Origin of the sequence: Ralstonia sp. 24A2, from assembly GCF_051783885.1 — a bacterium.
Classification (GTDB): domain Bacteria; phylum Pseudomonadota; class Gammaproteobacteria; order Burkholderiales; family Burkholderiaceae; genus Ralstonia.
The window spans coordinates 832,960-859,441 of the sequence record NZ_JBPVZD010000002.1 but is presented as its reverse complement, the minus strand read 5'-3'; the positions used below and the strand labels follow the sequence as shown (position 1 = coordinate 859,441).

At 65.4% G+C, this 26,482-nt stretch carries 26 protein-coding genes; 7 read left to right on the top strand and 19 right to left on the bottom strand.

The features are described from left to right. Nucleotides 1–639 precede the first annotated feature (639 nt). From ACS13N_RS08830 to ACS13N_RS08815, 4 genes are all read left to right on the top strand, one after another. The gene (locus ACS13N_RS08830; protein WP_438931311.1) at nt 640–1,272 is read left to right on the top strand and encodes a LysE family translocator; all 633 of its coding nucleotides are present in this window, start codon (nt 640–642) and stop codon (nt 1,270–1,272) included. Nucleotides 1,273–1,285: 13 nt separating this feature from the next. Beyond that, nucleotides 1,286–2,479: a low temperature requirement protein A gene (locus tag ACS13N_RS08825; protein ID WP_438931310.1), complete on the top strand. Its 1,194-nt coding sequence runs from the start codon at nt 1,286–1,288 to the stop codon at nt 2,477–2,479. A gap of 100 nt (nt 2,480–2,579) precedes the next feature. After that, on the top strand, nt 2,580–3,287 hold the full coding sequence (locus ACS13N_RS08820; protein WP_438931309.1) for a glutathione binding-like protein: 708 nt from the start codon (nt 2,580–2,582) through the stop codon (nt 3,285–3,287). A gap of 61 nt (nt 3,288–3,348) precedes the next feature. Next, nucleotides 3,349–4,563, top strand: a complete 1,215-nt coding sequence (locus tag ACS13N_RS08815; RefSeq protein ID WP_438931308.1) for an MFS transporter — start codon at nt 3,349–3,351, stop codon at nt 4,561–4,563. On the opposite strand, the gene ACS13N_RS08810 is transcribed toward ACS13N_RS08815, so the two are convergent. The 9 genes from ACS13N_RS08810 to ACS13N_RS08770 all read right to left on the bottom strand — a co-directional run bounded on the left by ACS13N_RS08810 (nt 4,510) and on the right by ACS13N_RS08770 (nt 14,252). Beyond that, nucleotides 4,510–7,407: a bpX6 domain-containing protein gene (locus ACS13N_RS08810; protein WP_438931307.1), complete on the bottom strand. Its 2,898-nt coding sequence runs from the start codon at nt 7,405–7,407 to the stop codon at nt 4,510–4,512. The genes ACS13N_RS08815 and ACS13N_RS08810 overlap by 54 nt on opposite strands. Then, nucleotides 7,394–9,241, bottom strand: coding sequence for a hypothetical protein (locus ACS13N_RS08805; RefSeq protein ID WP_438931306.1), 1,848 nt, complete (start codon nt 9,239–9,241; stop codon nt 7,394–7,396). The genes ACS13N_RS08810 and ACS13N_RS08805 overlap by 14 nt, the downstream gene beginning before the upstream one ends. A gap of 10 nt (nt 9,242–9,251) precedes the next feature. Continuing rightward, nucleotides 9,252–9,722 carry a hypothetical protein gene (locus tag ACS13N_RS08800; protein ID WP_438931305.1) on the bottom strand — a complete coding sequence of 157 codons (471 nt, stop codon included), beginning with the start codon at nt 9,720–9,722 and terminating at the stop codon, nt 9,252–9,254. A 2-nt stretch (nt 9,723–9,724) separates the two neighbouring features. Beyond that, nucleotides 9,725–10,846, bottom strand: a complete 1,122-nt coding sequence (locus ACS13N_RS08795; RefSeq protein WP_438931304.1) for an AAA family ATPase — start codon at nt 10,844–10,846, stop codon at nt 9,725–9,727. A 79-nt stretch (nt 10,847–10,925) separates the two neighbouring features. Next, the gene (locus ACS13N_RS08790) at nt 10,926–11,174 is read right to left on the bottom strand and encodes a hypothetical protein (RefSeq protein ID WP_438931303.1); all 249 of its coding nucleotides are present in this window, start codon (nt 11,172–11,174) and stop codon (nt 10,926–10,928) included. Beyond that, nucleotides 11,171–11,587, bottom strand: a complete 417-nt coding sequence (locus ACS13N_RS08785) for a VOC family protein (protein ID WP_438931302.1) — start codon at nt 11,585–11,587, stop codon at nt 11,171–11,173. Before ACS13N_RS08785 ends, ACS13N_RS08790 begins: the two co-directional genes overlap by 4 nt. After that, nucleotides 11,587–12,099, bottom strand: coding sequence for a helix-turn-helix domain-containing protein (locus ACS13N_RS08780; RefSeq protein ID WP_438931301.1), 513 nt, complete (start codon nt 12,097–12,099; stop codon nt 11,587–11,589). Before ACS13N_RS08780 ends, ACS13N_RS08785 begins: the two co-directional genes overlap by 1 nt. Then, nucleotides 12,096–12,902, bottom strand: coding sequence for a substrate-binding domain-containing protein (locus tag ACS13N_RS08775; protein WP_438931300.1), 807 nt, complete (start codon nt 12,900–12,902; stop codon nt 12,096–12,098). The genes ACS13N_RS08780 and ACS13N_RS08775 overlap by 4 nt, the downstream gene beginning before the upstream one ends. 141 nt (nt 12,903–13,043) lie before the next feature. Next, on the bottom strand, nt 13,044–14,252 hold the full coding sequence (locus tag ACS13N_RS08770) for a PLP-dependent aminotransferase family protein (RefSeq protein ID WP_438931299.1): 1,209 nt from the start codon (nt 14,250–14,252) through the stop codon (nt 13,044–13,046). 135 nt (nt 14,253–14,387) lie between these two features. On the opposite strand from ACS13N_RS08770, the gene ACS13N_RS08765 reads away from it, so the two are divergent. After that, entirely contained in the window at nt 14,388–14,741 is a 354-nt protein-coding gene (locus ACS13N_RS08765) for a glyoxalase superfamily protein (RefSeq protein ID WP_438931298.1), read from the top strand. Nucleotides 14,742–14,802: 61 nt separating this feature from the next. On the opposite strand, the gene ACS13N_RS08760 is transcribed toward ACS13N_RS08765, so the two are convergent. The 6 genes from ACS13N_RS08760 to ACS13N_RS08735 all read right to left on the bottom strand — a co-directional run bounded on the left by ACS13N_RS08760 (nt 14,803) and on the right by ACS13N_RS08735 (nt 19,244). Continuing rightward, on the bottom strand, nt 14,803–14,985 hold the full coding sequence (locus ACS13N_RS08760; RefSeq protein WP_438931297.1) for a hypothetical protein: 183 nt from the start codon (nt 14,983–14,985) through the stop codon (nt 14,803–14,805). Between the two features lie 71 nt (nt 14,986–15,056). Next, nucleotides 15,057–16,112 carry an RNA 3'-terminal phosphate cyclase gene (gene rtcA, locus ACS13N_RS08755; RefSeq protein ID WP_438931296.1) on the bottom strand — a complete coding sequence of 352 codons (1,056 nt, stop codon included), beginning with the start codon at nt 16,110–16,112 and terminating at the stop codon, nt 15,057–15,059. A 47-nt stretch (nt 16,113–16,159) separates the two neighbouring features. Further along, entirely contained in the window at nt 16,160–16,969 is an 810-nt protein-coding gene (locus ACS13N_RS08750; protein ID WP_438931295.1) for a nucleotidyltransferase domain-containing protein, read from the bottom strand. Between the two features lie 75 nt (nt 16,970–17,044). After that, a complete protein-coding gene (locus ACS13N_RS08745; protein WP_438931294.1) occupies nt 17,045–17,629 on the bottom strand; it encodes a hypothetical protein in 585 nt (194 codons plus the stop codon). Between the two features lie 5 nt (nt 17,630–17,634). Next, nucleotides 17,635–18,849, bottom strand: coding sequence for an RtcB family protein (locus ACS13N_RS08740; RefSeq protein ID WP_438931293.1), 1,215 nt, complete (start codon nt 18,847–18,849; stop codon nt 17,635–17,637). Continuing rightward, nucleotides 18,846–19,244, bottom strand: coding sequence for a zinc-ribbon domain-containing protein (locus ACS13N_RS08735; RefSeq protein ID WP_438931292.1), 399 nt, complete (start codon nt 19,242–19,244; stop codon nt 18,846–18,848). The genes ACS13N_RS08740 and ACS13N_RS08735 overlap by 4 nt, the downstream gene beginning before the upstream one ends. Nucleotides 19,245–19,438: 194 nt before the next feature. Between ACS13N_RS08735 and rtcR the strand changes: the two genes are divergently transcribed. Together rtcR and ACS13N_RS08725 are read left to right on the top strand one after the other, a co-directional pair. Next, nucleotides 19,439–21,037 carry an RNA repair transcriptional activator RtcR gene (rtcR, locus tag ACS13N_RS08730; protein WP_438931291.1) on the top strand — a complete coding sequence of 533 codons (1,599 nt, stop codon included), beginning with the start codon at nt 19,439–19,441 and terminating at the stop codon, nt 21,035–21,037. Between the two features lie 53 nt (nt 21,038–21,090). Further along, entirely contained in the window at nt 21,091–21,996 is a 906-nt protein-coding gene (locus ACS13N_RS08725; RefSeq protein ID WP_438931290.1) for a LysR family transcriptional regulator, read from the top strand. A gap of 7 nt (nt 21,997–22,003) precedes the next feature. Here ACS13N_RS08725 and ACS13N_RS08720 read toward each other — a convergent pair whose 3' ends face one another. From ACS13N_RS08720 to ACS13N_RS08705, 4 genes are all read right to left on the bottom strand, one after another. Beyond that, a complete protein-coding gene (locus tag ACS13N_RS08720; protein ID WP_438931289.1) occupies nt 22,004–23,017 on the bottom strand; it encodes a zinc-binding alcohol dehydrogenase family protein in 1,014 nt (337 codons plus the stop codon). Nucleotides 23,018–23,135: 118 nt separating this feature from the next. After that, a complete protein-coding gene (locus tag ACS13N_RS08715; RefSeq protein WP_438931288.1) occupies nt 23,136–24,047 on the bottom strand; it encodes a patatin-like phospholipase family protein in 912 nt (303 codons plus the stop codon). 96 nt (nt 24,048–24,143) lie between these two features. After that, nucleotides 24,144–24,416 carry a hypothetical protein gene (locus tag ACS13N_RS08710; RefSeq protein ID WP_438931287.1) on the bottom strand — a complete coding sequence of 91 codons (273 nt, stop codon included), beginning with the start codon at nt 24,414–24,416 and terminating at the stop codon, nt 24,144–24,146. A 300-nt stretch (nt 24,417–24,716) separates the two neighbouring features. Next, the gene (locus ACS13N_RS08705) at nt 24,717–26,426 is read right to left on the bottom strand and encodes a hypothetical protein (protein ID WP_438931286.1); all 1,710 of its coding nucleotides are present in this window, start codon (nt 26,424–26,426) and stop codon (nt 24,717–24,719) included. Between the last annotated feature and the right edge of the window lie 56 nt (nt 26,427–26,482).

Sequence of the window (26,482 nt, the reverse complement as noted above, 5' to 3'; positions counted from 1 at the left end):
GCTGACTCACTTTCTTTGTCTTGCCAAAGAAAGTAAGCAAAGAAAGGCGCGCCCGAGATGGCGACTTCCCCCTTGAATTTGTGTAACCGGGCGGAGACGGGGAAAACTCGCTGCGCTCAAACAGTTCCCCGTCTTTTTTCCGCCCGCTTACACAAATTCAAGGCGCCATCTAGGGCAGGGGTAAAGCACACCGTCGATTGCCAGTGTGCTACTCCGTCTCACGCCCCCCAACTGCTCGCCGCTAGCCGTTAACCTCGCACTCGCACCAACCGAGCCATGCGCTCACTTTTGCTCCCCGCCGGTTTGGCCGTTGACGTTCCTGCCCTTGATGGCGCCTTGGGTTTTTGTTGCGGGGAGGAAAAAGAGGGGAGGCTTGTCTGAGCGCAGCGAGTTTGCCTCCCCTCCCTCCCCGCGACAAAAATCCAAGGAGGGGGTCGCCATCTCGGGCGCGCCTTTCTTTGCTCACTTTCTTTGGCAAGACAAAGAAAAGTGAGTCGGCCCCGGCAGGGGACGAAAGGGGGATGGACCGCCAAGGCCAAAACCCAAAACGAAAAAACCACCCCTCCCCCGTTTGACGCCCCAGAATTTTCATGGATAACTGTCTCCCCCAACCCCCCCAAAAAAACCAGAGACCCCACCATGACCCTCCACACCTGGCTGGCCTTCATCGGCGCCAGCATCATCATCCTGCTCATCCCCGGCCCCACCATCCTGCTGGTGATTGGAGATTCGCTGGCCAACCGCGGCCGCTCGGCGTGGAGCACGGTGGCAGGCGTCGCCGCCGGTGACACCACCGCCATGGCCGTCTCGCTGGCCGGCGCGGGCGCCCTGCTCGCCGCATCCGCCACGGCATTCATGGCGCTGAAGCTCATCGGCGGTTCGTACCTCGTCTACCTCGGCATCAAGTCCATCCTCAGCGCCCGCCGCCTGCGCGATGACGCACCTGAAGCCACCATCCCCGTGCAGCAGAAGTCCGCAGGCCGCCGCTTCCTGTCCGCGTGGACGGTCACAGCGCTGAACCCCAAGAGCATCGTCTTCTTCGTCGCCTTCGTGCCGCAGTTCATGTCGGCCGACCAGACCTTCCTGTCGCAAAGCGTGATCCTGCTGCCGACCTTCGTATGCCTGGCCGCCGCCAATGCATCGATGTATGCGCTGGCCGCCAAGCTGCTCGCCAAGCGCCTGACCAGCGTGGCCGCACAGCGCCGCTTTGGCTACACCGGCGGCGCGGTGATGGTGGGCGCAGGCACGCTCACGCTCGGCATGCAAGCCTGATCGCTGAACCCCGATGCCCCGCAGCTACCTCCGCCCCGCGCCCACCGGCGTGCACGGCCACCACCGCGTCACCAACATCGAGCTGTTCTTCGATCTGGTGTTCGTGTTTGCGGTCACGCAGATCTCGCACCTGCTGATCGGCAACTTCACGCTTGAAGGCGGCGCGCAGGCGCTGCTACTAATGCTGGCAGTGTGGTGGGTGTGGATCTTCACCTCGTGGGTCACCAACTGGCTCGACCCCGAGAAGCTCGCCATCCGCATCCTGATGCTGGTGTTGATGACGGCGGGGCTGCTGCTCTCGGCATCGCTGCCGCAGGCGTTCGGCTCGCGCGGACTGGCGTTTGCGCTGGCCTACGTGTTCATGCAGTTCGGGCGCACGCTGTTCTTCCTGTGGGCCGTGCGGCATGAGTCGCTGAGCATGCGGCGCAACTTCCAGCGCATTGGCGTGTGGCTCGGCATCTCGGCGGTGCTGTGGCTGGTGGGTGGACTGTCGGACGTGCCCGTGCGCTGGGTGTGCTGGATCGCCGCGCTGGCCATCGAATGGGTCGGCCCATCGATGGGCTTCTACACACCGGGCATCGGCCGCTCGACCACCGATGACTGGAACGTGGAAGGCGGCCACATGGCCGAGCGCTGCTCGCTGTTCGTTCTCATCGCGCTGGGTGAGTCCGTCACGGTCACGGGCTCGACGTTTGCGGGGCTCGACTGGAATGCGGCCAACATCGCGGCGATGGCGGTGTCGTTCATCGGCAGCCTGGCGATGTGGTGGCTGTATTTCGACACGATTGCCGAGCGCGGCGCGCACACCATGTCGCACTCGGCTGCCCCTGGGCGCCTGGCGCGCCTCGCGTACACCTACATCCACGTGGTGCTGGTGGCGGGCATCATCATTGGCGCCGTGGCCGATGAGTTTGTGCTCGCGCACCCGGTGGGCCACCCGCATGCGGGTGCGGCGCTGGCGGTGCTGGGCAGCGCGGGGCTGTATCTGCTGGGCAACCTGCTGTTCAAGTGGGCGATCTTCGGGCGGGTGCGTCCGGCGCACGTGGTCGGGCTGGTCGCGCTGGGGGCGGCCTGGCTGGTGGCGGATGGCCTGTCCGCGCTGGCCGTGTCAGCAATGGCAACCGGGGTGCTGTGCGCCACCGCTGCGTGGGAGTGGTACGCGCGATCGTGCGAGACACCCGAGCCCGCACAGGTGCACGGCCACTGAATCAAGTGGCCACCCAGAAATTCCGATTTCTGGTCATTACAAAAGGCCACTCACGCACCTAATCTGTCATCCAACACGACAGAAACACGAGCGCCCCGCCATGATCGACCTCTACTACTGCGCCACGCCCAACGGCCTGAAGATGGCGCTGTTCTTTGCTGAAACCGGTTTGCCGCACCGCGTCATCCCTGTGGATATCAGCCGGGGTGACCAGTTCAAGCCGGACTTCCTGGCCATCTCGCCCAACAACAAGATCCCGGCCATGGTCGATCACGACCCCGCCGAGGGCACCGAGCCCGTGGTGCTGTTCGAATCGGGCGCGATGTTGCTCTACCTAGCGGAGAAGACCGGCCAGCTGATGCCCACCGACCTGCACGGCCGCATGGAAGTGCTCAAGTGGCTGTTCTGGCAGGTGGGTGGCCTGGGCCCGATGGCCGGGCAGATCGGCCACTTCAATGTGTATGCGCCCGAGCGCGTGCCCTACGCCATCGACCGCTACACCAAAGAGACCAACCGCCTGTACGGCGTGCTCGACCGCCGCCTGGCCGATCGCCCGTACATTGCCGGCAACGACTACACCATCGCCGACATCGCGGCCTACCCGTGGATCGTGCCGCACGCCGGACACGGGCAAGACCTCAACGACTTCCCGCACCTGCAACGGTGGTTCGAGGCCATCAGCGCACGCCCGGCCACCGAGCGTGCGTATGCCGGCGTGGAGCGCGCCTACTCGCGCCGCCGCGAAGACATTTCCGACGACGAGCGCCGCGTGCTGTTCGGCCAGACCGCCGACTCCACCGCGCGCTGATCCTGGCGGGGCCACCCGCCTCGCCCCCCTCTCTGCTTTCCTCTTCTGACAGGAGCCGACCATGCCGGCATCGCTGTGGTGGTTGTGCCTGGGCGCGTTCGCCATCGGCACCGAAGGATTCATGATTGCCGGCCTGCTGCCGACGCTCGCCGCAGACCTGGGCGTGAGCGTGCCGGCGGCGGGGCAGCTCGTCACCGTGTTTGCCGTCACCTACGCCGTGGGCTCGCCCGTGATGGCGACGCTGCTGGGCAACGTCGACCGGCGCCGCGTGCTGATCAGCGCGCTGGCCATCTTTGCGGCGGGCAACCTGCTGGCCGCCAGCGCACACGGCTTCGGGCAGTTGATGGCGGCGCGCGTGCTGCTGGCGCTGGCGGCGGGTGTGTTCCTGCCGACGGCCAATGCGGTGGCGACCTCGCTGGTGCCTGCCGCGCGCAGCGGCTCGGCGCTGGCCATCATCACGGGGGGCGGCACGGTGGCGGTGGCGCTCGGCGTGCCGCTGGGCGCATGGATTGCAGCGCAGGGCGACTGGCGCTCGACCTTCGTGGCGTGCGGTGTGCTGTCGGCACTCGCCACGGCAGGCCTCGCCTTCGGCTTGCCGCGCGCCCTGCCGCACAGCGTGACCACGCTGGCGCAGCGCCTGAGCGTGGCGCGCCGCCCCGGCATGCTCGGTGCATTGGCGGTGTCGGCGCTCTGGGCGGCAGGCGGCTTTACGTTCTACACGTATGTCGCGCCGTTCTTTGTGCAGGGGTTGGGTTTCCAGCCGCAGCATGTGGGCATCGTGCTGTTCCTGGTGGGCAGTTTTGCAGCGCTGGGCACCGGGTTGGGCGGGCACATGACGGACCGTGCAGGCGTCGCCCGCGTGCTGGCGGTGAGCAGCGTGGGCATCGTCCTGGCGTTCTCGGTGCTGTCGCTATCGGCTCAGGTGCTGCATGGCACGGTGGCAGCCGCCATTGCCATCGGCGCGGTCGTACTGTGGGGCATGGCGGGCTGGGGCTTCGGGCCGGCGCAGGCGACGCGGCTGATCCGCCTCGCGCCGGAGGTGTCGCCGATCACGCTGTCATTGCATGCATCGGCGGTGTATGTGGGGATTGCGCTGGGGTCGAGCGTGGGCGCGCTGGCACTGGCGCATGGGGGCCCGGGCATGCTGGGCTGGGCGGCAGCGGCGTGCCATGTGGTGGCGGTGGCGTTATGGCGGATGGGTAGCCGGCATGCGCCCGCCCACCTACCGGATAGACAGCATACGCACCTCGCCGCCGATCAGGTCGACGTGCACTAGGCGGCCCGTCTCATCAAAGGCTAGCCACACGTTCTCGGCAAAGCGCTCACGTACCACCTCTGCCGCTGGCCATCGCAGACGAACGCGGTCGGTGGTATTGCCGACCACCTGCAGCCGGAACGTGCGGCTGCCATCCGTGGCCCGCAGCGACAGTGTCAGCCAGCCGGTGCCAAGACGGAAGCCCGCCGGGCGCGCGTCGCCATCCTGCTCGAAACCGAGCAGGCACCGGTTAGACACACAGACATACGGCAACGATGGCACGCCGTCCGTCACCTGCATCGGGCCGACACGTATGCTTCCGTTGTTGGGATGCAATAGCAGCGTCTCACCGTCTGCAGGTGGCGTGACGTCGTCGCGCGCGAGCAACCGGCGCTGAGGCAAGTGATAGCGCCAGAGTTGCCAGGCCGTCGCGCTCACCTGTATCAGGAGTTGCTCTTGCTGCGGTGTCCGTGTGAATGCGCGCACAGTGCCCGGCAAATCCGTCACCTGCCAAAGGACGGAGCACGGCGCCTGGGTGACATCCAGCACGCGCACCTGCGTTCCGTGCACAACCGTCCAGGCGATGCCGTCGAACTGCATGGCGCAATGGTCCATGGACATCATGCCTAGGTCCTGCACACGCCGTGCCGCCAGCTCGATCCGGCTCACGCGCCAGAGATCACCGCGCCGCGCGAGGGCCAGCGCCACCTGACCACTATCCGCAATGACCAGCATCTCCGCCGGCACGACAAACCGCGCCACCATCGCGCCATGCGCGTCGACCACCGCCGCCCCGGCTTCGCCCAGCGCCACCAGATAGCGATCGCCTTCAAGCGGTACGGCGTCGCGGATCGGCCGGGTGCCTGCATCGGGCGCCTCCAGTACCAGCGGCGGCGTCCGCCGATTGAGCGGCGCCGGCTGCTCAGGCACCGGCGGAGGTGCGTTTGGCAGATCCGCCTGCAGAAGGCGATCCCCCGTCAGATTGATCAGGTTCTGCACCATCTTCCGGTTCAGTGCGCCAACACCGCGAGCCTGGTCGGCCAAGACCGCCCCCACGACTGCACGGGCCAATGAGGCCAAGGCCGGCCCCTTCTTCTGCACGGCCAGCAGCGCCTGCACGAGCGCGGCCCGCTCGCGATGCCTGCCGCCGTCTTCTCGCAACGTCGACAGGTAACCCTCGTAGCGCGACAACGTGTCGGGCAGCAATTGCGCGCGCTGCACGAGGGCACGGGCGGCCAGCGTGCCGCCGTCCGCTTCTGCATGCTGCAGCCACTGCGCAGCCTGCTCGCGCGCTTCGGGCACCTGCCACGCAACATCGACCGCACCCAGCCAATCACCCTGGGCAGCCAGTGCCTGCGCCCACTCCAGCCGCAGCCGCCGCGCGGGGTCCGGCCACTTCTTTTCCAGCATCAGCACGGCGTTGGCAAAGGCGCGGTCGCGGCGGGCCACCGCCACCGCAACACGCCAATCGCCGGCCAGACAGTACAGCCGTACGATCACATCGGACGGACGATCCCAGGCGAGCGCCAGCTCGGCGGCCTGCTTGTAGCGCGCATGCTTCTCGAGATAGTCGAGCGCCTCCTGACGGCTTTGCAGCAACTCGGCCAGCACAAAGACGGCCTCATCGATGCGGCCCTCGCGATCGAGCTTCTCAAAGCTCTTGCGGTAAAGCTGCTTCAGATAGTTGCTGATCTCGTCCCCGAGATGGACGCTCGGCCCGGTGCCCAGCTGTCGGCTCAGCGCCAGGTTCCGACGTGCCTGCAGCGCGGCGAACGACTGGCCGAGTGAACCCTGCTCCCCACCCAGCGGGATCGCATGGCGCAGCGCCTCGTCCAACTGCCCATCTTCGAACAGCGTCATCATGCGACGCAGATACGCGGCATGCTGGCGGCCCAGCAGGTTGGAGACCCGCGTGAACAGGGCCGCCCGTGCAAGCCAGTCACGCCATCGCTGCGGCAATCGCTGACCGGCCCGCGCAGAGATGGTCCGGCCGGCCGGCGCTGTAGCCGCTGGGCGAACCTGCCCCCGCGCCGGTCCGCCGCTGCCCGACGACGGCCGCTTGACTGACCATGGGTTTTTCACCAGCACCACGACACACGCCACAACCCAGCCCAGCGCAAGGAGCCAGTCGTGCGCGACAGTGCTATTGCCATGCGATGCGGCGGGCGCGTCGGCATCGCGGAGCACGTAGGCCACCAGCGCGGCAACCACGCCCAAGCACAGCATCAGCGGCCACCATGCACGCCATCGGCCGGCCGACCGCTGCAGCGGCTGTGTGCCGGCTGGTGGCAGAGGCTGCGCAGATGCCGCCGCCTGCAGCTCACGCAGGAACGACGCCTGCTGCGCACTGGCAGCCGGCACCTTGTCGCCGAGCAGCTTGCGTACGTCGGCCGTGCCGGCCCCGATCTCGACAACGGGCTCGGGCTGCGCAGTCCGGCAGTCATAGGTGTCCAGCAAGCCGTAGTCACCGGCAGCAATCCACTGGCTCGGGTCTTGCGGCACGGCGTCGCGCAGATGCAGCGGCAGCACCCGCGCACCGGTCACGACCCACACGTCGGCCGCCGGCAGCGCGGCGGCCTCCGCGTCGCTGAGCATCGCCGACGAGAGCGTGCGGCCATGCAGGATAAGAGGCCAGCCGGGTAACGCTGCACTGTCGCACCGCTGCGGCGTCGCGAAGGACAGCAAGTCCCCCTGAGCGAATGAAAACACGCGCGCACGCGGTTGCCAGTGGGCCAGCATGCGTCGACGCCGCGTGGGCAGATCGAACCAGTCCGCCGGGAACCACAGCCCTGCCACGTCCACATGGCCGCTGAGCGAGGGCTGCTGAACGGTGCAGGACAGGTCGACCACCTCAAGCTCCCACATGACCCTCTCCTCTGCCCGACACCTGGGTGCGGATAAGCCGCTCTTTGATGGAATAGACGATCAACGTGCGGTCTTCCGTCAGCAGGGCCACCAGATCGCCGGCCACAGAAACAGTGTGCTGCACGATGGGTGAGGCACTTGTGTACAAGACCTCGTCCGATGGGCCCCCGTGGAGCGCCAGCCGGGTCCGGCTGGCATCGACCGTGACCAGACGTAGAACCGAACTGTCGAGCACCTGGGCGATCCCAATCGCACGCCATCCGGGCGGCAACCGCACCTCGGTGCTGCCAAACTCGCCGGCGTCGCCCTGCACTGCTGGCTTGAACACCGTCCACACCTGTTCGGCAGGCTCGCCCCGCCGCACTGCACATGCCCCGAACTGTGCGCGCCAGAGCGCGCCGGCGCCGAAGAGGACCTCCGTCACGTCCGAAGCACTGCCCAAGCCCATCCGCTCGGGCGCGCCAGCGCCTCTCCATCGGCAGAGCACCAGGATGCCTTCGTCGTTGCGCAGATAGATCAATTGGCTGTCGTCTACCTGCGCCATTCCGAAGACCTGGGTCGCGAGGCATTGCGTCTGGGCATCGTCCGTACTGCCAATAGGGGCCGCGCCCATGCGCCAATAGACCAACCGCCCGGAACAATCGAGCACGCAGAAAAACTCACCATTCCGGCCATACAACCGGGCCGCGGGCAGCAGGCCCCGGCGCCCCGGCGGTGCGTCCAGGACTTCCCGCGAGGGCCGCGGCCGGGTGTCAATGTGACTCGGCATCCAGAGATGCAGCACACCCTCATGGCTGAGCAGCGCGCAGTAGCGCTTCCGGTAGAACGCTGCCGCCAGCGGTTGCGCCCCCGTCGGCCATAGGTTGCGACGTGCCTTGGCGGTGTGGATCTCCTTGGCCTTGGGAACATGAAACAGCATCACACCAGGCTCATCGAGCATCGGCACGGCAACATGCGTTCCGCCCAAGGAGATCTGCGGCGGATACAGCGTTGCCAGACGATGCGGGCTCACCCCAGGCGCCGCGGCCGAGACACGTGTCTCCAGCTGGAACCCGCCCTTGAGCAGGCGAACGGCGGCCGCCGGTTCCGGCAATGCCACACGCTGCATGCGTTCCGCCCGGCCAGCGCGGAGATGCACGTCGATGCTGTTCTCCGTCAATGCCGGACTGATGCGCACGGTGTGCGTCCACACGGGAGCTGCGCCGCCCCCACCCGCGTCACCTTCATCGTCGTGACCGCCAATCCGCCAGCACTCGCCGGGGCGGGGGGCGTGTTCAGCCAGCCAGGTTTGCCAGGTGTGCAGATGTTCTGCCGTCGTAACGTCGTACGTGCGCGCCTTGAGCAGGCTGCGCAGATGCGACACCTCCGTGGCTTCGCGCAGCGCTGGGGCGCCCTGCAGAATGCCCCAGCGCAATTCGCCGCCCGCGTCGCGGGCACGGCGCGCCAGCAGGATCCACAGGGCCAGATGCGCCAGACGGGGCGCGCCCAGTTGGAACGGACCCGCATCGAACAAGGCGACGATCAAGCGATCTGCCTGCGGTGCATGCGTCGGCGGCGCGAGAAACAGATGCTCACCCGCTGCGGCCCGGCGCAGGAATTCATCAGGCATGTCGTGCGCCAGCAGCCATTCGCTGGCCAGCAGCCGGTCATAGGGGCCACGCCGGTTCAGGTTGCCGAGCCCGGCAGGCTCCTGCGTGCCCGCCAGCCGCGTCCCGAGAAACGCACCCAACAACGGATGCAGCCGGCGCACCAGCGCGCCGACCTCTGGCTGGAGGTCGGCGCCGAACCAGGCCAGCCAGTCGCGCCAGCGATGTAGAGACTCCGGAAGTTCCATCGATCGCGCCTCAGGTGTCGGCGGGCAGCCTATCCGCCCGGGGGTGCCAATGGGCATCGATCTGTGCGAGCAACGCTGCGGAAAGCGGCAGGGCACGATCAAGCGGCAGCACATAGGCAGGGCTGGGCCAGACCAGCAGGGGCTGCCGCACATGCCGGCGGATCAGGGCCTGGGCCAGCAGATCGCATGGCACGTCCGGCTGCTGCAGCGTCGGCAGCCACAGTTGCGGCGCCTCCGGATGCGGCGCGGCATATTCGATGCCCTCCACCCATGGCAATGCAGAGGCGGCGCCCATGACCACCAGCACGTCACGGCTGGCTGTCACCTGCAATCCACTCGGTTCGGCCTCGGTGTCACCCAAATGCGCACGCAAGCGCGCGTGCAGGCGCTTTGCGGCCGCCCCCCAAGCCACGGCGGCCTGCGGCACGGCGGGCTGCGCGGCCGGGCGCCATGCCCACGACAATGCAGTGCCGTCCTGCATGCTCAGGATGCCGCGGCGCGACGTGCCGCCAATTGATCGCGCAACGCCGCCAACTCCGACGGAAGCGTTTGCGCGGAATAGTTGGCATCGATCTCGCGCAGCAGTGCCTCGACCTGGCCAGACTGCGGGCCCTCGCTGCTGTCGGCCAGACACAGTTCGGCAGCGGCGACCAGGCGGCCAACCCGCGACCGCGGCTGCATGGCCGCCTGCTCTGCGGCAAACGACAGGTGATGGCTCACCGCGCTGGCAAATTGGTCGCGCAGCACGTCGCGTGCACTCTGTTGGGCGTCTTGCGTGGGCAGGGCATAGAACAGCGGCCAGAGATCGGCCTCGGTGGCCTGCAGCCGGCCCGCCAGCACGGCTGCCGCCGCAATCAGGCGCTGCGATTTCACGATGCGTCGGTCCGACAGCGGAATGCCCGCCGCCCGGAGTTGGCGGATCGCATGGGCCAGCCGCGGGCGCACATCGTCAAGCTGCACGTCGCGCACCGCCCGGCTCAGGGTGTCGAGATCCGCCATGCCCGCGTGCGAGGCCACGGCGCGCATCTCGGATTGCCAGCCGCCGGCCAGCATGGCTTCCAACTGGTGATCCGGCACGGGCTGCACAAACAGGTGCAGCAGGAAGCGATCGCCAAAGGCCGCGAGCGACTCGTCGTCAGGCAAGCCATTGGCGGCGCCCACGCACACGCGCAGCGGACACTCGATCTGCGTGTGGCCACGGCGGAAACGCCGTTCGTTCAGCACGCCCAGCAAGGTGTTCAGGATGGCTGTGGAGCCCAGGAACACCTCGTCCAGAAACACGATCTCCGCCTCTGGGAGCATGCCGGTAACGTCGGTCTCGACAGTGCCCTCGCGCAGTTTCTTCAGGTCGACGGTGCCAAACAGTTCGGAGGGTTCCGTGAAGCGACCGAGCAAGTATTCGAAGTAGCGCCCACCCATGGCATGAGCGACGCGGCGCACCACCGCACTCTTGGCCGTGCCCGGTGGCCCGACCACCAGCAGGTGCTCCTGGGCTACAGCGGCCAGGATCATCAGCTCAGCGAGTTGCTCTCGCCCGATCAGGCCGGACGTTGCCGAGCGGATGCTGTCATGGACGTGCCGGGCGGCGGATTGAAGAGACGTCATGGGTGGCGCCATTGGGTGAGAAGGAAACGGCATATTCTGCCGCATCACCGTGTCGCTTCCCATCACCCGCTGGTGGGCCTCAGATCCTTGCGGCCGGAGCGTTGCGGTTGGCCCCGCCCGCACGACGCGCATCACGCCGATCCACATACGGCAGCACGAACATGACCAACCCCGTGATCATCAACAACGCCAGCGGCAGCAGCGGCGCATAGGTGATCCACGCGGGCGGCGTCCCGCGCGTCATGGCGACAAAGTTGGCGATGACCGTCAACGTGAAGGCCATCGACACCCAGCGGTGAAACTGGCGGAGTCCGGTGCGGGCGCTCATTGGGCACCTCCAGCAGCCTGGATCATCTTCCAGCCGTTGCCGGCGGGGTCGCGGAAACCGGCATCGACGCTGCCGAAGCGCTCGACCGGCTCCTGCGTGAACTCCACACCGCGCGCACGCAGTTGCTCGTAGGTGGCGCGGCAGTCCGCCACGGTCAGCACCAGCGGCGGCATGGCGCCCTTGGCCACCATGGCGCGCAGCGTCTGCGCGGTGGCTTCGTCGTGGATGGGCGGCCCGGGCTGGAACAGACCAAGCTGAAACGACGGCTGCTCCGGATGCTGCACCGTCAGCCACCGGTACGGGCCGTTGCGCACATCGGTGTGCACCCGGAAACCCAGCTTGTCGACATAAAACGCCAGCGCTGCATCCTGATCGTCCACGTACAGCCCGACGACGTTGATCCCTTGGCTCATCACCGCTCCTTGTTGTTAGTGGGTGACGGATTTGTACCCTCGGCCACCTGCCGGCGCTTCTCCGAAACTGCTGTGATGAGGTCGGGCCGCTGTGCCGCCTTCAGCACGCAGGCGGGCACGCGGTCGAGTTGTTGCTGCGGTGCGGTGGCCTGGGCCTCGCGGCGCAGGGCGCTGGGGCTGTGGCCGGTGATGTCGCGAAAGATGCGGCCGAAGGTGCCCAGGCTCTCCCAGCCGGTGGCGTAGGCGATCTCGATGATGGGCAGGTTGGTGTCGCGCAGCAGGGTGGTGGCCTGCTCAATGCGGCGCGTGAGCAGGTAGCGGTGTGGCGGAATGCCGAAGGCCTGCTTGAACGAGCGCGCGAAGTGCGCCTCCGACACGCCGCTCACCTCGGCCAGCCGCTTGACCGGCCAGGCTTCGTGCGAGGCGGCGTCCATGCGATCCTTCGCCCGCAGCAGGCGACGCAGCAGCGCGGGGTCTTGCAGCAGGTCGATCGCCTCGCCTGGTGCTTTCACCGGACGGCCTCCGGCTGGCGGGCCGGTTCCATGCCGCTCTTCTCCACGGCCGGTGCCGCTTCCGGTGAAGCCAGGTAGCGGATCAGCTCGCGCGCCGCCTTCGGGTGCGCAGCATTGACGGGGATGCCCGCCGCAAACACGGTCACCTTCTGCAGCGGTTCGGGAATCTTGCCGACAAAGTCCACGCCCGGCACGGGCAGCAGCTCGCTCACCTGTTGAAAGCCAATGGCGTATTCACCGCTGGCCACCACGGTGCCGACCGGAATCTTCTCGATCTTGTGCGCCTTGCCGCGCATCTGCGCTTCAATGCCCAGCCGCTTGAACAGCGTGGTCTCGATATACACGCCGCTGGCGCTGTCGGAATACGCCACCGACTTGGCCTGCAGCAGCGTGTTGCGCAGGGCATCTTCCGTGCTGATATCGGGCTTGGGTGCGCCCGCCTTGACCACCATGCCGATACGCGACTCGGCCAGCGACACGCGGCTGGCGGGGTCAACCAGACCCTTCTGGATCAGGCCATCCAATGCCTCGCCCACCATGATGAGCACGTCGGCCTGCTCGCCGCGCGCCAGGCGGTTGGGAATCGCCTCTGGCGAGGCACCCATCGACGGCCCCCAGGCGGTAGCGAGCGTGTTGCCGGTGGCCTTCTCGTAGCCCGGCGCAAGTGCCTTGTAAGCCGCGGTAAAGCCGCCGGAATTCATGACGCGCACCTCGTCCGCACTGGCGGCAGCCGGCAGAAAGCCCAGCGACAGCGCGCCGATGGCGAAGACAAGATGACGGAGCAAGCGAGGCAGGGGCTGCATGGCGGGGGTCTCCTATGGTGTCTTTTTGGAGCCGCCAGCTTACCGCGTGCGTAAGGCGATTGCCTCGGGAGGGAGGTGGGTGGAGTGCGCTGGCATCAACGCCTGCGCACTCCACCCGGTACCGATCAGAGCGTCAGACGATCAGGCGATCGGCAGTTCGCGAATGGCGCCCGCCAGCTTGGCGATGCCCTCTTCCACCTGTGCGAGCGACGAGGTGGCATACGACAGGCGCAGCGTCGAGCGGTCCGGATCGACCGCATAGAACGCCGCCCCCGGCACGAAGGCCACGCCGCGCTCAATGGCGATCTTGGCCACGTCCGCGGCATTGCGGCCCGGCAGGCGGCCCCACAGGAACATGCCGCCGCGCGGGCGGTTGAACGTCAGTTCGCTCTCGGGCAGCAGCGCGCGCAGACCGTTGGCCATGGCGTGTGCACGCTCGGCGTAGGCAGCGCGCGTGCACGGCAGCACAGCCTCCAGGCGGTTGCTGCGCAGATAGGCCGCAGCCGTCGCCTGTGCAAACGTGGAGGTGTGCGCGTCGGCAAACTGCTTGACCATGACCGCATTGCCGAGGATGAGCGACGGGGCAATCATCCAGCCCACGCGCAGCCCTGGCGCCATCACCTTCGACAGGCTGCCCAGATAGACCACGCGGCCCTGCGCCCCTTCGGTCTGCTGGCTCAGCGCGTACAGCGACGGCGGCGGCGGTGCATCGAAGTACAGCTCGCCGTACGGGTCATCCTCAACGATCAGCAGGTTGTGACGCACGGCCAGCTGCAGCAGGCGCTGACGGCGCTCCAGGCTCATCAGCGCGCCGTTGGGGTTGCCGAAGTTGGGGATCACGTAGAGGAATTTCGGCTTGCTGGTGGCGAGCGTCTTTTCCAGCGCATCCACATCCAGGCCATCGGCATCGGTCGGCACGCCGGCCACCTTGGCGCCGTACAGCTTGAACGCCTGGATGGCGGCCAGGAAGGTCGGCGCCTCCACCAGCACTGTGTCGCCCTCGCCGATCAGCACCTTGCCCAGCAGGTCCAGGCCTTGCTGCGAACCGGTGGTGACCAGGATGTCGGTGTTAACGACGTTGGCGCTGCGCGCCTTCATCAACGTGACGATGGCCTCGCGCAGGGGCTCGAAACCTTCGGTGGCGCCATATTGCAGCGCGCGGGCGGCGTCGGCGGTGAGCGCGCTGTCGGCGGCGGCCTTCAGGCCTTCCACGTCAAACAAAGCCGAATCCGGAAAGCCGCCGGCAAACGAGATCAGGCCCGGCTTGCCGAGCACTTTGAAGAGTTCGCGAATGGCGGAGGTTTCAACGTTTTGCAGGCGCGGGGCCAGCAGCGATTGCAGGAAATCCATGGCGTGCGTGTCTCTGTATGGTTCGAGTGCCCGCCACTTTACGTGATGTACGCCAGCCCTGCATGCGAACAAGCCATCACAAGGCTGACTACAATGCCGCAGTCCATTTCCGCCCACCCCAGACAGGAGCGCAGCATGGCCGTCCGACGCATCGTCCCCAACCTGCATGCCCCCGACCCGGCGCGCGCCCGCGCGTTCTATGCCGATCTGCTCGGCCTGGAAGCCGTCATGGACCACGGCTGGATCGTCACCTTTGCCGACACCCACACCACGATGACGCCGCAGGTCAGCATCGCATCCGAAGGCGGCTCGGGCACCCCGGTGCCGGCGCTGTCCATTGAGGTGGACGACGCGGATGCAGTACATGCACGCGCCCTGTCGCTCGGCCTGGAGATCGTCTACCCGCTCGTCGACGAACCGTGGGGTGTGCGGCGCTTCTATGTACGCGATCCGTTCGGGAACGTGGTCAACATCCTGGCGCACCAGTAGGCACACAGCCCACACGGAAACACCCGCATGTCGATGGACGATGCGGGCGGATTGGCTGTGGTTACTTCGATTTAGCCTTTGCCTTGTGCTTGCCCTTGTGCGCCTTCGGTTTCTTGTCGACGATGCGGGTGATGCCACCCATGGCGGGCGGGTCACTGGCTGGGAAAGTGCCTTCCACGGCCTGATCGATCGACGCTTCGCGCTTGTGTGAGTGCGGGTGCTTCTCTTTCTTACCGCGTTGCATGGCGGGCTCCGGTTGGCGTTGGTGTTCAACCCCACGCGAATGCCGTGCCCGCCCAGGTCAGCCACCGGCCGTCACAGCACGCGCACCAGCACGGGGGCGCCCGGCCCGACGGTCTCCACATCAAACGCCACCGGCAGGAACTTCTCGATCACGCTGAGGTTGGTCAGCAGATGCGACGAAGCCGCCACCGCAGTCAGGCTGCCGGCGCCGGCCAGCGCCATCGGCAAGACAAGCTGATCGGCCAGGTACTCATCCACCGCCGCCGTGCTTTGCAGATAGCGCAGCGCCGCGTGGGCAACGTCCTTGCCGATGGTCTCGGCCGTCACGCCACGCTCGCCAAAGCCGGTCAGCACCTCGGTGACGTGCTCATGCACGATGTCGAGCACGAGTGCATTGCCGGGGCCCTCTGCATTGCCGAGGTCACGCACCGTGCCTTCGACACCAGACACAAGGCGGCCCAGCATGTCCAGCTCGCGCCGCGCCACGCTGCCGCGCACGCCCGCCACGATGCCTTCGGCGCGCAGCCCCTGCTGCGTGCCGCGCTCGGTCAGATGCAGCGCACGCAGCGGGCCTGCGCACGGCGTGATCGTCGCCTGTACCTCGCCGCCACCTGCCGGGTAGAAGCCGTGGCGCTTGAGCACGAGCGTCTGCGTCACACCCATGCGGGCCACCAGCGGCAGCCACGCGCGGATGAGGAAATCGACCGGCGGCGCAGCGCGGTTGTGCGTGCCACCACTCACCGACACGGTGCTCGGCGCATCGGCAAACCACAGCGCGGGCAGGATGGTCTGCAGCACCAGCGTGCAGCTGCCGGCCGTGCCGATGGCAAAGCGGTAGTCGCCACCACGGATGGCGCCGGGCGTGAAGCGCAGCGTCTGCGAGCCGGCTTCTGCGCCTTCCACGGTGGCGCCGCTGATCTCCTTGGCTGCCTGCACAGCGGTCAGATGCTGACGCAGCAGACCCGGCTTGGAACGCTTGGCGCGAATGTTGTCGATCTGGAACGGCGTACCAGTCAGCATCGACAGGGTGAGTGCCGTACGTAGGATTTGTCCGCCGCCCTCGCCCTGCGCGCCATCGAGTTCGATGCAGGTGGCGGGTTGCGATTGAAACCGCAATTGGGTGTTCATGGTTTGTTCTTCTTGTTCGTTTGCGCACCCGCCAGAGGGGGTGCGCGTCAGGTTGTACAGGGGGTACGCGTCAACACGGTGTCGTAAAGGAACGCGTCCAACGCTGTCGGGTTGCCCGTGGCCTGGCGGAAATCGGCCGGCACGTCTTCCTGCGCCAACGCCTGTTCGATAAAGGCATGGATGCGCGGAAAGCGCGCACCATATTCGGCCTCGCCGGATTCCATCTTGATCGCCAGCAGCTGGTTGATCTCGTCGCGCAGCGCGGTGTCTCTCACCATCACGTCAGCCAGATCGGCAAAGCGCATCGGCGGGATACCCCGCCCTTCGTCGATCCACTGTGCGGCCAGTAGCGGGCGCAGCACGTACAGGTACTTCTTCATGCGCACGGTCTCGCCCTGCAGATAGCCGCGAAAATTCTTTGCCGCCATCGACACGTAATGCCAGCGGCCCTTGCGCTCGGAGAAGAACGTCGGCGCCAGCATGCGCATGCGCTCGGCCAATGCTGCGTCCTGGCGATACACCACGGGCGAAGCGAGCCACTCCAGCAATGTCGGGTTGGACCGATGCATCAGCTGCAGTGCCTTGCGCAGTTCCCAGCCAGAGATGTCCAGCTCGTCGCTGATCGGCAGTTCGATCACGTCGCGCTGCGGTTCAACGCGCAGGTACCACTCGGGCTGATGCACGTAGACGAAGCGCACGTCGTAGTCGCTGTCGGGTGAGGCAAAGCCCCAGCCGCGGCTGCCGGATTCGCAGGCGAACAAGACACGCACGTCATGGCGTTGCTCGATGTCTGCCAGCTCCGCCAGGACGCGCTCGCGGATTTCGTCGGAGACGGGGTGTGAGTAGAGAAACGTCATGATGATTTGATGGTTCTTGCAATCAATAGCGCAATAGCGGAATGCCATGCGGAACAGGAAAAACGCTATTCAATCTCAGTCGGTAGCACTCGCTGCCAACGCACACAGCGTGCGCCTCCGTGGGTTGTACAGCGTCAGACACCAAACGCCCCACCACTCCTTCCCATCATCAAAGTAGCTGCTCCAACTGCTGCGGGCCGGATCGTTCCAGGGATCACCAACCCAATCCAGAACTTCAACCTGCTCGTCCGGGAACATGCGCAGTATCGTCAGCCACATTTGAAAGTCCGCCGCATCAAGCTTCGTGGTGTAAGGCGGATCCAAGAAGGCTCGCTCCAACGCGCCATCTGGCTGCGTCAATGCGCAAACATCACTCGCGCTTAGCACCCGTGAGCGTGCCTCCATCACGTTGGTCTTCAACTCAGGCCACTGGTATGAGGCATAGCGCGGATGCTGCGCAATCACATCGGCTCGATGCTGACGCGCCTTTCGATCAATGTCTTCAAACAGATGGACCAATACTTGGCGATGCCCGTCTTCACCTGGCGCAGGCTGTTCCGTCACGCGGTAAAGCACGAAATCAAAAACGCAGCCGGCCTGCTGCAATTGCCGGCGTAGTTCATCACTTCTGGTGTTCTCCAAACTTTCCAGCATCGCCAATCCCCTCACCCCTTCACACACACCACCTGGCGAAGCGTGTGCACGATCTCCACCAGTTCCGCCTGCGCGGCCATCACGTGATCGATGTCCTTGTACGCCATCGGGATCTCGTCGATCACGTCGGCGTCCTTGCGGCATTCCACGTGGGCCGTGGCGCGAATCTGGTCATCGACCGTGAAACGCTTCTTGGCCTGCGTGCGGCTCATGGTACGGCCCGCACCATGGCTGCACGAGCAGAAGGCCTCTTCGTTACCGAGCCCGCGCACGATGAAGCTCTTCGCCCCCATCGAACCCGGAATGATCCCGAGCTGCCCCTTCTGCGCTGACACCGCGCCCTTGCGCGTCACCAGCACGTCGCGCCCGAAGTGGGTTTCGCGCTGCACGTAGTTGTGGTGACAGTTCACCGCTTCCACGTCCGCCGCGAACGGCTTGGTGATGACCTTGCGCGCAGCCGCGATCACGTTCTGCATCATCGTGGCGCGGTTGCGGCGCGCGTAGTCTTGCGCCCAGCCCACGGCTTCAACGTAGTCGTCAAAGTGCTGGCTGCCTTCTTCAAAGTACGCGAGGTCGCGGTCCGGAAGGTTGGCGATGTGCTGGCGCATATCGGCCTGCGCCAGTTCAATGAACAGGTTGCCGATGGCGTTACCCACCCCGCGCGAACCCGAGTGCAGCATGAACCAGACGCGTTGCTCTTCATCCAGGCAGACCTCGATGAAGTGGTTACCCGTACCCAGCGTTCCCAGGTGCTTGTGGTTGTTCGTCTTGTTCAGCTTCGGGTACTTGTCGGTGATGCGCTTGAAGCCATCAACCAACTCGCCCCACATCGCATCGACCGTTTCCGGCGGCGTGTTCCATGCGCCCTTGTCGCGCGGGCCTTGCGTACGGCCGTGCGGCACCGCTGCCTCGATGGCGCTACGCAGGCCGTGCAGGTTGTCCGGCAGGTCGGCGGCCGTCAACGTCGTGCGCGCAGCCATCATTCCGCAGCCGATATCCACGCCCACGGCGGCCGGAATGATCGCGCCCTCGGTCGGGATCACGCTGCCGATGGTCGAACCCTTACCCAGGTGCACGTCCGGCATCACCGCCAGGTGCTTGAAGATGAACGGCATCTTGGCCGTGTTCATCAGCTGCTTGCGGGCGTCGTCTTCCACCGGCACGCCGTTGGTCCACAGCTTGATGTCGGCGCCGTCTTCGACGTGGAGGGTGTTGTAGGTACTCATGATGCTTTCAATCCAATGTTGTTGTCGTTGTTCTTCTTGCTGCTGCTCGTCTGTCCAGCGCGGCGCGCATGTCGACATGCGAGGCATCGGATCGCCGTCGAGTGGACATAACCGTGGGCGATTTCATACCACCATTTCTGCTGCTCGGCCGTCCATACCTGCTGGCTTCCGCAATCCCGGCAGACGAACAGTTCGTCCGAGTAGTAGCCCCGTCGGACAAAGCGCGGATCGCCGTAACTGTTGTAGGGCGCGAGCAGGCTTGGCTCAACGGGCACCGTGCCGCAGGGCACCGGTGCGATCACACTGTCCTGCCGTAGCGCGGCAATCCGCGCCTGCGCTCGCCGTTCCTGGCGTCGCGCCATGATGACGGCGCGCTTCTGTTTACCGCTGATCATGGTGCGCTCCTGGTTAGTCGGATACACCCTCTATCGCAATGGGTGTGCCAGGTCACACCCGCCCGTGGATCGATCGACCTATCCCATTGATTTCATTGATCTTATGGAGCACCAACGCAGATGTAGGCACGTCAAACTTCCTGAAAACGCGATCCATTGATATATTGATTTATCTTTTTAGATAACACCTCAGGATGCGTAAAACCGTCGCCATCGGCTTCGTCGGTACCACGCTCGACTACGTGGGCAAGGGCGCTCAGCGCTGGGAGCGCTGGCGGCCGACCGTCGGTCTGTGCCAGCAGGACGACCTCGTCATCCACCGGCTGGAGCTGCTGCACGACGTGCGCAGCCGCGGCCTGTTCGAGCGGCTGCGCGCCGACATCGCCGCCGTGTCGCCCGAAACCGAGGTGCGCAGCGTCGAAGTCACGCTGCGCGACCCTTGGGACTTTGAAGAGGTCTACAGCACGCTGCACGACTTCACACGCAGCTACGCCTTCGACACCGAGGCCGAGGACTATCTCATCCACATCACCACCGGCACGCACGTCGCGCAGATCTGCTGGTTCCTGCTGGCCGAGGCACGCTACCTGCCGGCGCAACTGATCCAGACAGCGCCACCGCGCAAGAAGGAACTCGGCAACACAGCCGGCAGCTACAGCGTCATCGACCTGGATCTCTCGCGCTACGACAAGATCGCCACGCGTTTTGCGCGCGAGCGTGAAGACACGGTGTCGTTGCTCAAATCGGGCATTGCCACGCGCAACCCGGCGTTCAACCGGATGATCGAGCAGATCGAGCGCGTGGCGTCGCGCTCCAAGGCGCCGATGCTGCTGTTCGGGCCGACGGGTGCGGGCAAGTCGTTCCTCGCGCGCCGCGTGTATGAGATGAAGAAGGCACGCCATCAATTGGCCGGCCGCTTTGTCGAGGTGAACTGCGCCACGCTGCGCGGCGACAGCGCCATGTCCGCCCTCTTCGGCCACGTGAAAGGCGCCTTCACCGGCGCGCAGACCGAGCGTGCAGGGCTGCTGCGCAGCGCAGACGGCGGCCTGCTGTTCCTGGACGAAATCGGTGAACTGGGGCTCGATGAGCAAGCCATGCTGCTCAAGGCCATCGAAGAGAAACGCTTCCTGCCCTTCGGCAGCGACCGCGAGGTCGAGAGCGATTTCCAGCTCATTGCCGGCACCGTGCGCGATCTGCGGCAGTGGGTGGCCGAAGGCCGATTCCGAGAAGACTTATACGCGCGGATTAACCTGTGGACCTTCGACCTGCCCGGCTTGGCCGATCGCCCGGAAGACCTGGAGCCGAACCTCGATTTCGAACTGGCGCGCTTTGCCCGCGAGCACGGCGAACAGGTGCGCTTCCACACCGAGGCGCGGCGCATCTACCTGAAGTTCGTCACCTCGCCGCAGGCACGCTGGACGGGCAACTTCCGCGAGCTGTCGGCCTCTATCACACGGCTGGCGACGCTGGCCGAAGGCGGGCGCATCACTGAAGCCGATGTCGGCGATGAAATTGCGCGGCTGCAGCGCACGTGGGCCGAACCTGATTCGGCGGGCGACGCCGGCGCGCTTGCTGACCTGCTCGGCGACGAGATTGCCTCGTTCGACCTGTTCGATCGCATGCAGTTGGAGAACGTGGTTGCCACGTGCCGGGAATCGGCATCACTGTCGGATGCCGGGCGCCGGTTGTTTGACGTGTCGCGCACCGAGAAGGCCAAGGTGAATGACGCCGACCGGTTGCGTAAATACCTCGCGCGGTTCGGGCTGGATTGGGCCGCAGTGCGCGCAAGCTAGGCGCTCGATAAGATGCCGCCCATCCTAGGCCCCCGCAACCGATACCACCCACGATGATCCGCCTCGACGACCTCACCATCTTCGTGCTGGCCGTGGACAACGGCAGCCTGTCGGCGGCGGCGCGCGTGCTGAACATTGCACCCGCAGTAGCCAGCGCAGCGGTCAAACGGCTGGAGGCCGAGCTTGGCGTACGGCTGCTGGCGCGCTCCACACGCAGCCTCGCGCTCACGCAGGAAGGCGAGCGCTACCTGACGCATGCGCGGCGCGCGCTGGCCGATCTGCAGGCCGGGCAGGATTCACTCGCGCTCGGGCGTCAGGCCATCGGCGGCGATGTCTCGCTGTCCATCCCGTCAGACCTGGGGCGCAGCGTGCTCGCCGGCTGGCTGGATGATTTCCTGGGCGAGCACCCCGCGGTGGCGCTGCAGGTACGCATTGGTGACCGGTTGATCGATATGTTCCGCCAGCGCGTCGATGCCGTGGTGCGCTACGGCGAGCCGGAGGACTCCTCATTGGTGGCGCTGCCCCTGGCGCCCGACAACCGCCGCGTGCTGTGCGCCGCGCCCGCGTACTTCGCGCGACACGGCGTGCCCAAGACGCCGGATGATCTGCGCCACCACAACTGCCTGCTACTGGCACTGTCCGACACCACGCACGACCAGTGGACATTTCATGGTGACGACACACCGCAGGTCGTGCGCGTGACCGGCAACCGCATCGCCGACGATGGCGAACTGGTGCGCCGCTGGGCCGTTGCCGGTCATGGCATTGCGTACAAATCCCGCCTGGATGTGCTGGCCGATCTGCGTGCGGGCCGTCTGCAAGCCGCACTCACCGACTGGCAAGGCGAGGCCGCACCGCTGCACCTGATCTGCACGCATCGGCTGGCGCTGTCACCCACGCTGATGCGGCTGCGCGATTTCCTGCAAGCGCGCATCGCGGGCTATCTGACCGACACGTGATTCCGCATCAGAACCCTTCCAGCACGATCTTGCCGCGCGCCTGATTGCTTTCGAGCAGGGCATGCGCGCGCTTGAGGTTGGCCGCATTGATAACGCCGAAATGCTCGCTCATGGTCGAGCGCAACGTGCCATCGTCGATCATGGCCGCCACGCGGTTGAGCAGGCGGTGTTGCTCAATCTGATCGTCCGTGGCGAACATCGAACGCGTGTACATGAACTCCCAGTGCAGCGACACGCTCTTCGCCTTGAGCTTGCGCACGTCGAGCTGCGTCGGATCGTCGATCAACGCGAGACGCCCCTGCGGCTTGAGCGCTTCGACAATCTGCTCGAAGTGGTGCTCGGTCTGGTTCAGGCTGGCCACGTAGTCGACCTCTGGCACGCCGATGCGGCGCAGCTCGGCGGCCAGCGGCTGCGTGTGGTTGATCACATGATGTGCGCCAAGCTCGCGCACCCAGGCGGCCGTCTCCGGGCGTGAGGCAGTGCCGATCACGGTCAGGCCGGTCAGCCGGCGCGCAAGCTGCACGAGAATCGAGCCCACGCCGCCCGCTGCACCCACGATCAGCAGCGTCTTGCCGCTGGGCGTGTCTGCCTGCGGCACCTGCAATCGGTTGAACAGCAGTTCCCACGCGGTGATGGCCGTAAGCGGCAGCGCAGCCGCCTGCGCAAACCCCAGCGTGACAGGCATCTTGCCGACGATGCGCTCGTCCACCACGTGCAGTTCGCTGTTGGTGCCGGCGCGTTGCAGGGCACCGGCGTACCAGACTGCATCGCCGGGCTCGAAGAGCGACACCTCGGCGCCCACGGCGCGCACCACGCCTGCCGCGTCCCAGCCCAGGACACGCGACTGGCCATCCACCGGAGGCATGCCGGCTCGCACCTTCACATCGACCGGGTTGACCGAGACAGCGCGCACCTCCACCAGCAGGTCGTGCGGGCCGGGCGTGGAGTCGGGCAAGGTCAGGTCGACGAGCGCGTTGGGCGCATCGATGGGCAGGCTTTCGTAGTAGGCAACGGCTTTCATGATGGGCTTCCGGTTGAATTGGATGAGCGCATCATGGGCGCACAACGTGCGCGGAAACAGCCGCACCACACAGATTCAGTTTCAACGCCAGACGCAAAATCCCACTCAGGCCACAGCGTCACGCCGTAGGCATGGCGTGCGGGTCGACGCTGCAGCTCGGGTGGTCTTCGTCGTGGTGGTGCTCGCGCAGCGCGCCGGGAATGCCGGTTCCAGCCAAGCCATCGGCGGCCAGCCACGCGGCGGTGGCAGCAGCGGCACGATCGATCAGCTCGCCGCAGCGGGCATAGTCATACGGCGACACGTCAAGCGGGCACAGCGGCGGCACCACGGCGATTGGCACCTGCCCAGACCAGCGCTCCAGGTCCTGCACCAGTTGACGGGCCACCAGCAGCGATAACGCGTTCAGTGCGTGCTCAATGGCGCTGCGCGGGGCACGCCGGTCTGCGCACGCGTAGCCGGCCGGCAGCACAACCACGCGTGTGGCGCCCAGGCGGATGGCGGCGGAAATCGGCGTGTTGTTGGCGACACCGCCGTCGATGAGCAGGCGATCCCCCATGCGCACTGGCGGAAACACCCCCGGAATAGCGGCGCTGGCCAGCACGGCCTGCACGATCTGGCCGGAAGACAACACCACCTCGGCGCCGGTCTGCATGTCGGTGGCCACCACGTGCAGCGGCAACGCCGCCGCCTCCAGCATGGCCTGCGCGAAATGCCGCGTCAGCAGCCGCGCCAAGCCAGACGCATCGACCAGATGCGCACGCCTGCCGCCCAGCATGCCGAACATGGCACGCCAGGACCACGGCATCACATCCGCACGGCGCACGCCGCGCCAGAGCGCTTCGAGTTGTGCAGTACCCGCCGCATGCGGGTTGCATGCGAAGAAAGCCGCGTTGATGGCGCCGGCCGACGCGCCGATCACCATGTCGGGGATCACGCCCGAAGCCACCAGCTCGCGCAGCATGCCGGCCTCAATGGCGCCCAGGCTGCCGCCGCCGGCAAAGACAAACGCCGTTCGCTCCGCTCTGTCCATGATGAATGTCGCGCCGCAACAAAGCCGGAGCGCTGAGGGGATGACTCGAACAGAGTAGCTCGCGGCGGCGGTTGCGGCTAGGCGGGCGAGAATCGATCAGCGTGCGTTTCGGGCGGCATCCGCCATCGGCTTCCAGTGCAGGAGGCCGAACAGCAACGTCAGCAGCACACTGTCGAACAGCGGCCCTTTGTGCAGCGCGACCTTGCGGAAGTAAAACACCACCTCCAGCACGTGCGCGGCCAGCAACACCAGGGCCGCGATGCGCACCCAGGTAATCACATCCGGCGAGAGCGGCAACGCCGTCAGATAGCTGCCCAGCGCAATGCCGTACACGACCAGCAGTAGCACCTTGTTGAGGGAATAGAACACGCGGAGGTCTCCCGAAATGTGGTGAAAAGCGCGCCTACCATGCCGATTTGGCGCCACGGCAGCATATCGGGCACGCGACCCGTCGTGTGCGCTTTAAACACGGTACGTCTGCGCCGATTTTCAGCCGGGTAACACCGCCTATGTGGGCTCCAGCCTGTTTTATGAGGCCAATCCGCACTGGTGCCACAGTTGCAGATCAACGTGAATCGGGTTGTGACGTCGCTGTTGCGCTGAGGCTAGGCATTGAGGGGCCGCAGATGCTTCCGCCGATAGCTGCGAAATACCCAGCCGATCAACCGGTTAGATTCCCAATCCGCGAACGCAAATCATCTTGCCCAAGATCTCATAGCTGGTTGCGGCACGCTCCTGCGCCCATGGGGCGGCTTGAATTTGCGTATACGCGGGATGCTCTGAGAGTAAGCGGCGAATCACCAACGTTGGATGATTGACGATCAATGGCGTGGGTAAGCAGGCCCGTTTGGGCCGTCCATCCGAATGGCCGACATAGCACTCAGCGTCCTTGAGCAGGTTTCGGAAAGTCGCCCAGTCGTATAGCGATACGCCATCCTTCGAGTGCTGGAAGTCAAGCTGGGCGATGTTGTGAAGCAGGACAAAGCTGCTGTTGGCAGGCGTCGCATCGGTGATGCCCCTGGCCTCCAGAGTCGCTCCGAGATGGCCATCTTCGAGCAAGCGCTTCGCCTCACGTAATTGATGAAGGCCCTTGCCAATGTCTTTCTGAAGGGCCTCAATGATGGCGTCGAAGAAGGCCCTCTCTCCTAGCAACGCATGTTTCACTTGAATGAAGTAGTAGTGCCCTTGCGCGAAGTCCTGGAGGATGAACTCGACATCGCACTCGTTCGGACCACCATCGATGACCTTGTATCGATCGAAGCCATCGAAGATTCGATACCTTTCCCGATAGTCTTCACCAAGCTCGATACGCTGCCGGATGTGTGTCTGTTCATAGAACAAACCACCGACGTGAGCACGGAGCGCTTCGCGCTCGCCGTATTCACTCTCCAACAAACGAAAAAGCTGCCTCAACCCTTTGGAGGCACCCTCGACTCTCACACTTAACAGGTCGTCGCGCCGCGTGATGAATTGATCGGTCACCAAGGCTCCGGCTTGCCGACGAATCAGCTCAGCGACCGTACTGAAGTCAAGGCCGTGTCGGCTCAGTTCGGGTCCGGACATCCTTAGCGACTCACCACGAACACCGAGTACTGTAAGCACTGCCACCAAACCCGCAGCCGCATGAATCCGCTCGACACTGCGCAGCGTTCGGCCTGCGGTCGACAACTCGCGCCAAGATATGGAGAGATCTTGTTCGAGGATGCGCTCGGTCAGCACTTCCACCTCGCGAAGATGACTGGCACCTTCGCGAGCGAGTTTTCCTGTCAAAGCAATCGTCGTCGCGTGGCTAGATTGATCGGCCAGACGCGCGAACCACGTATTCCTCAGTACATCCAGCGTGGCTTGATCACGAACGATGAGATCGAATCGCTCTTTGTTGCGCTTGACTGTAGCGACACCGGCTAGCGAGAGCGCTAGCGCATCACTTAGCATCAGTATCTTGAGAGCGTCGGCACAATCACTGGCATCCAACGGGTTCGTTCTACCGGAGCGCTTCAACTCGAAGTGGTCGTAAAGACGCTCAAGCTGACATTGCACGCTGACATGACTCAGGTAGCGTGCGCCATCCATACCCAATACTTGCGGTGCTGCCCCCGAAAACTCGCTGCGGCACACAGGATCTAGATCGGCCCCCATAGGAATGAGCGAAGCGAGCTCGTCTTCCAACCGAGGGCGAAGCGAAGCCATGGACACTTTCAATGCCTGGTTCGCTTCGTCGAACAAGCAACCCAACGCGAGCAGATCCTCGAAGTCCTCTCTGATCTGCAAACGTGACTGCATCCGTATGCCGATGCTTGCACCAGCCTGGAAGGCAAAAGGTCTTTTAAGTAGGCTGTGAATAGGTTTCAGCAGGTCATTGGGCGTATCGAAGAACATGAATTACGAGAACCTTGTTGTTCGAGCAGTGATGGCTGCCCGCACAGCGCAACCTT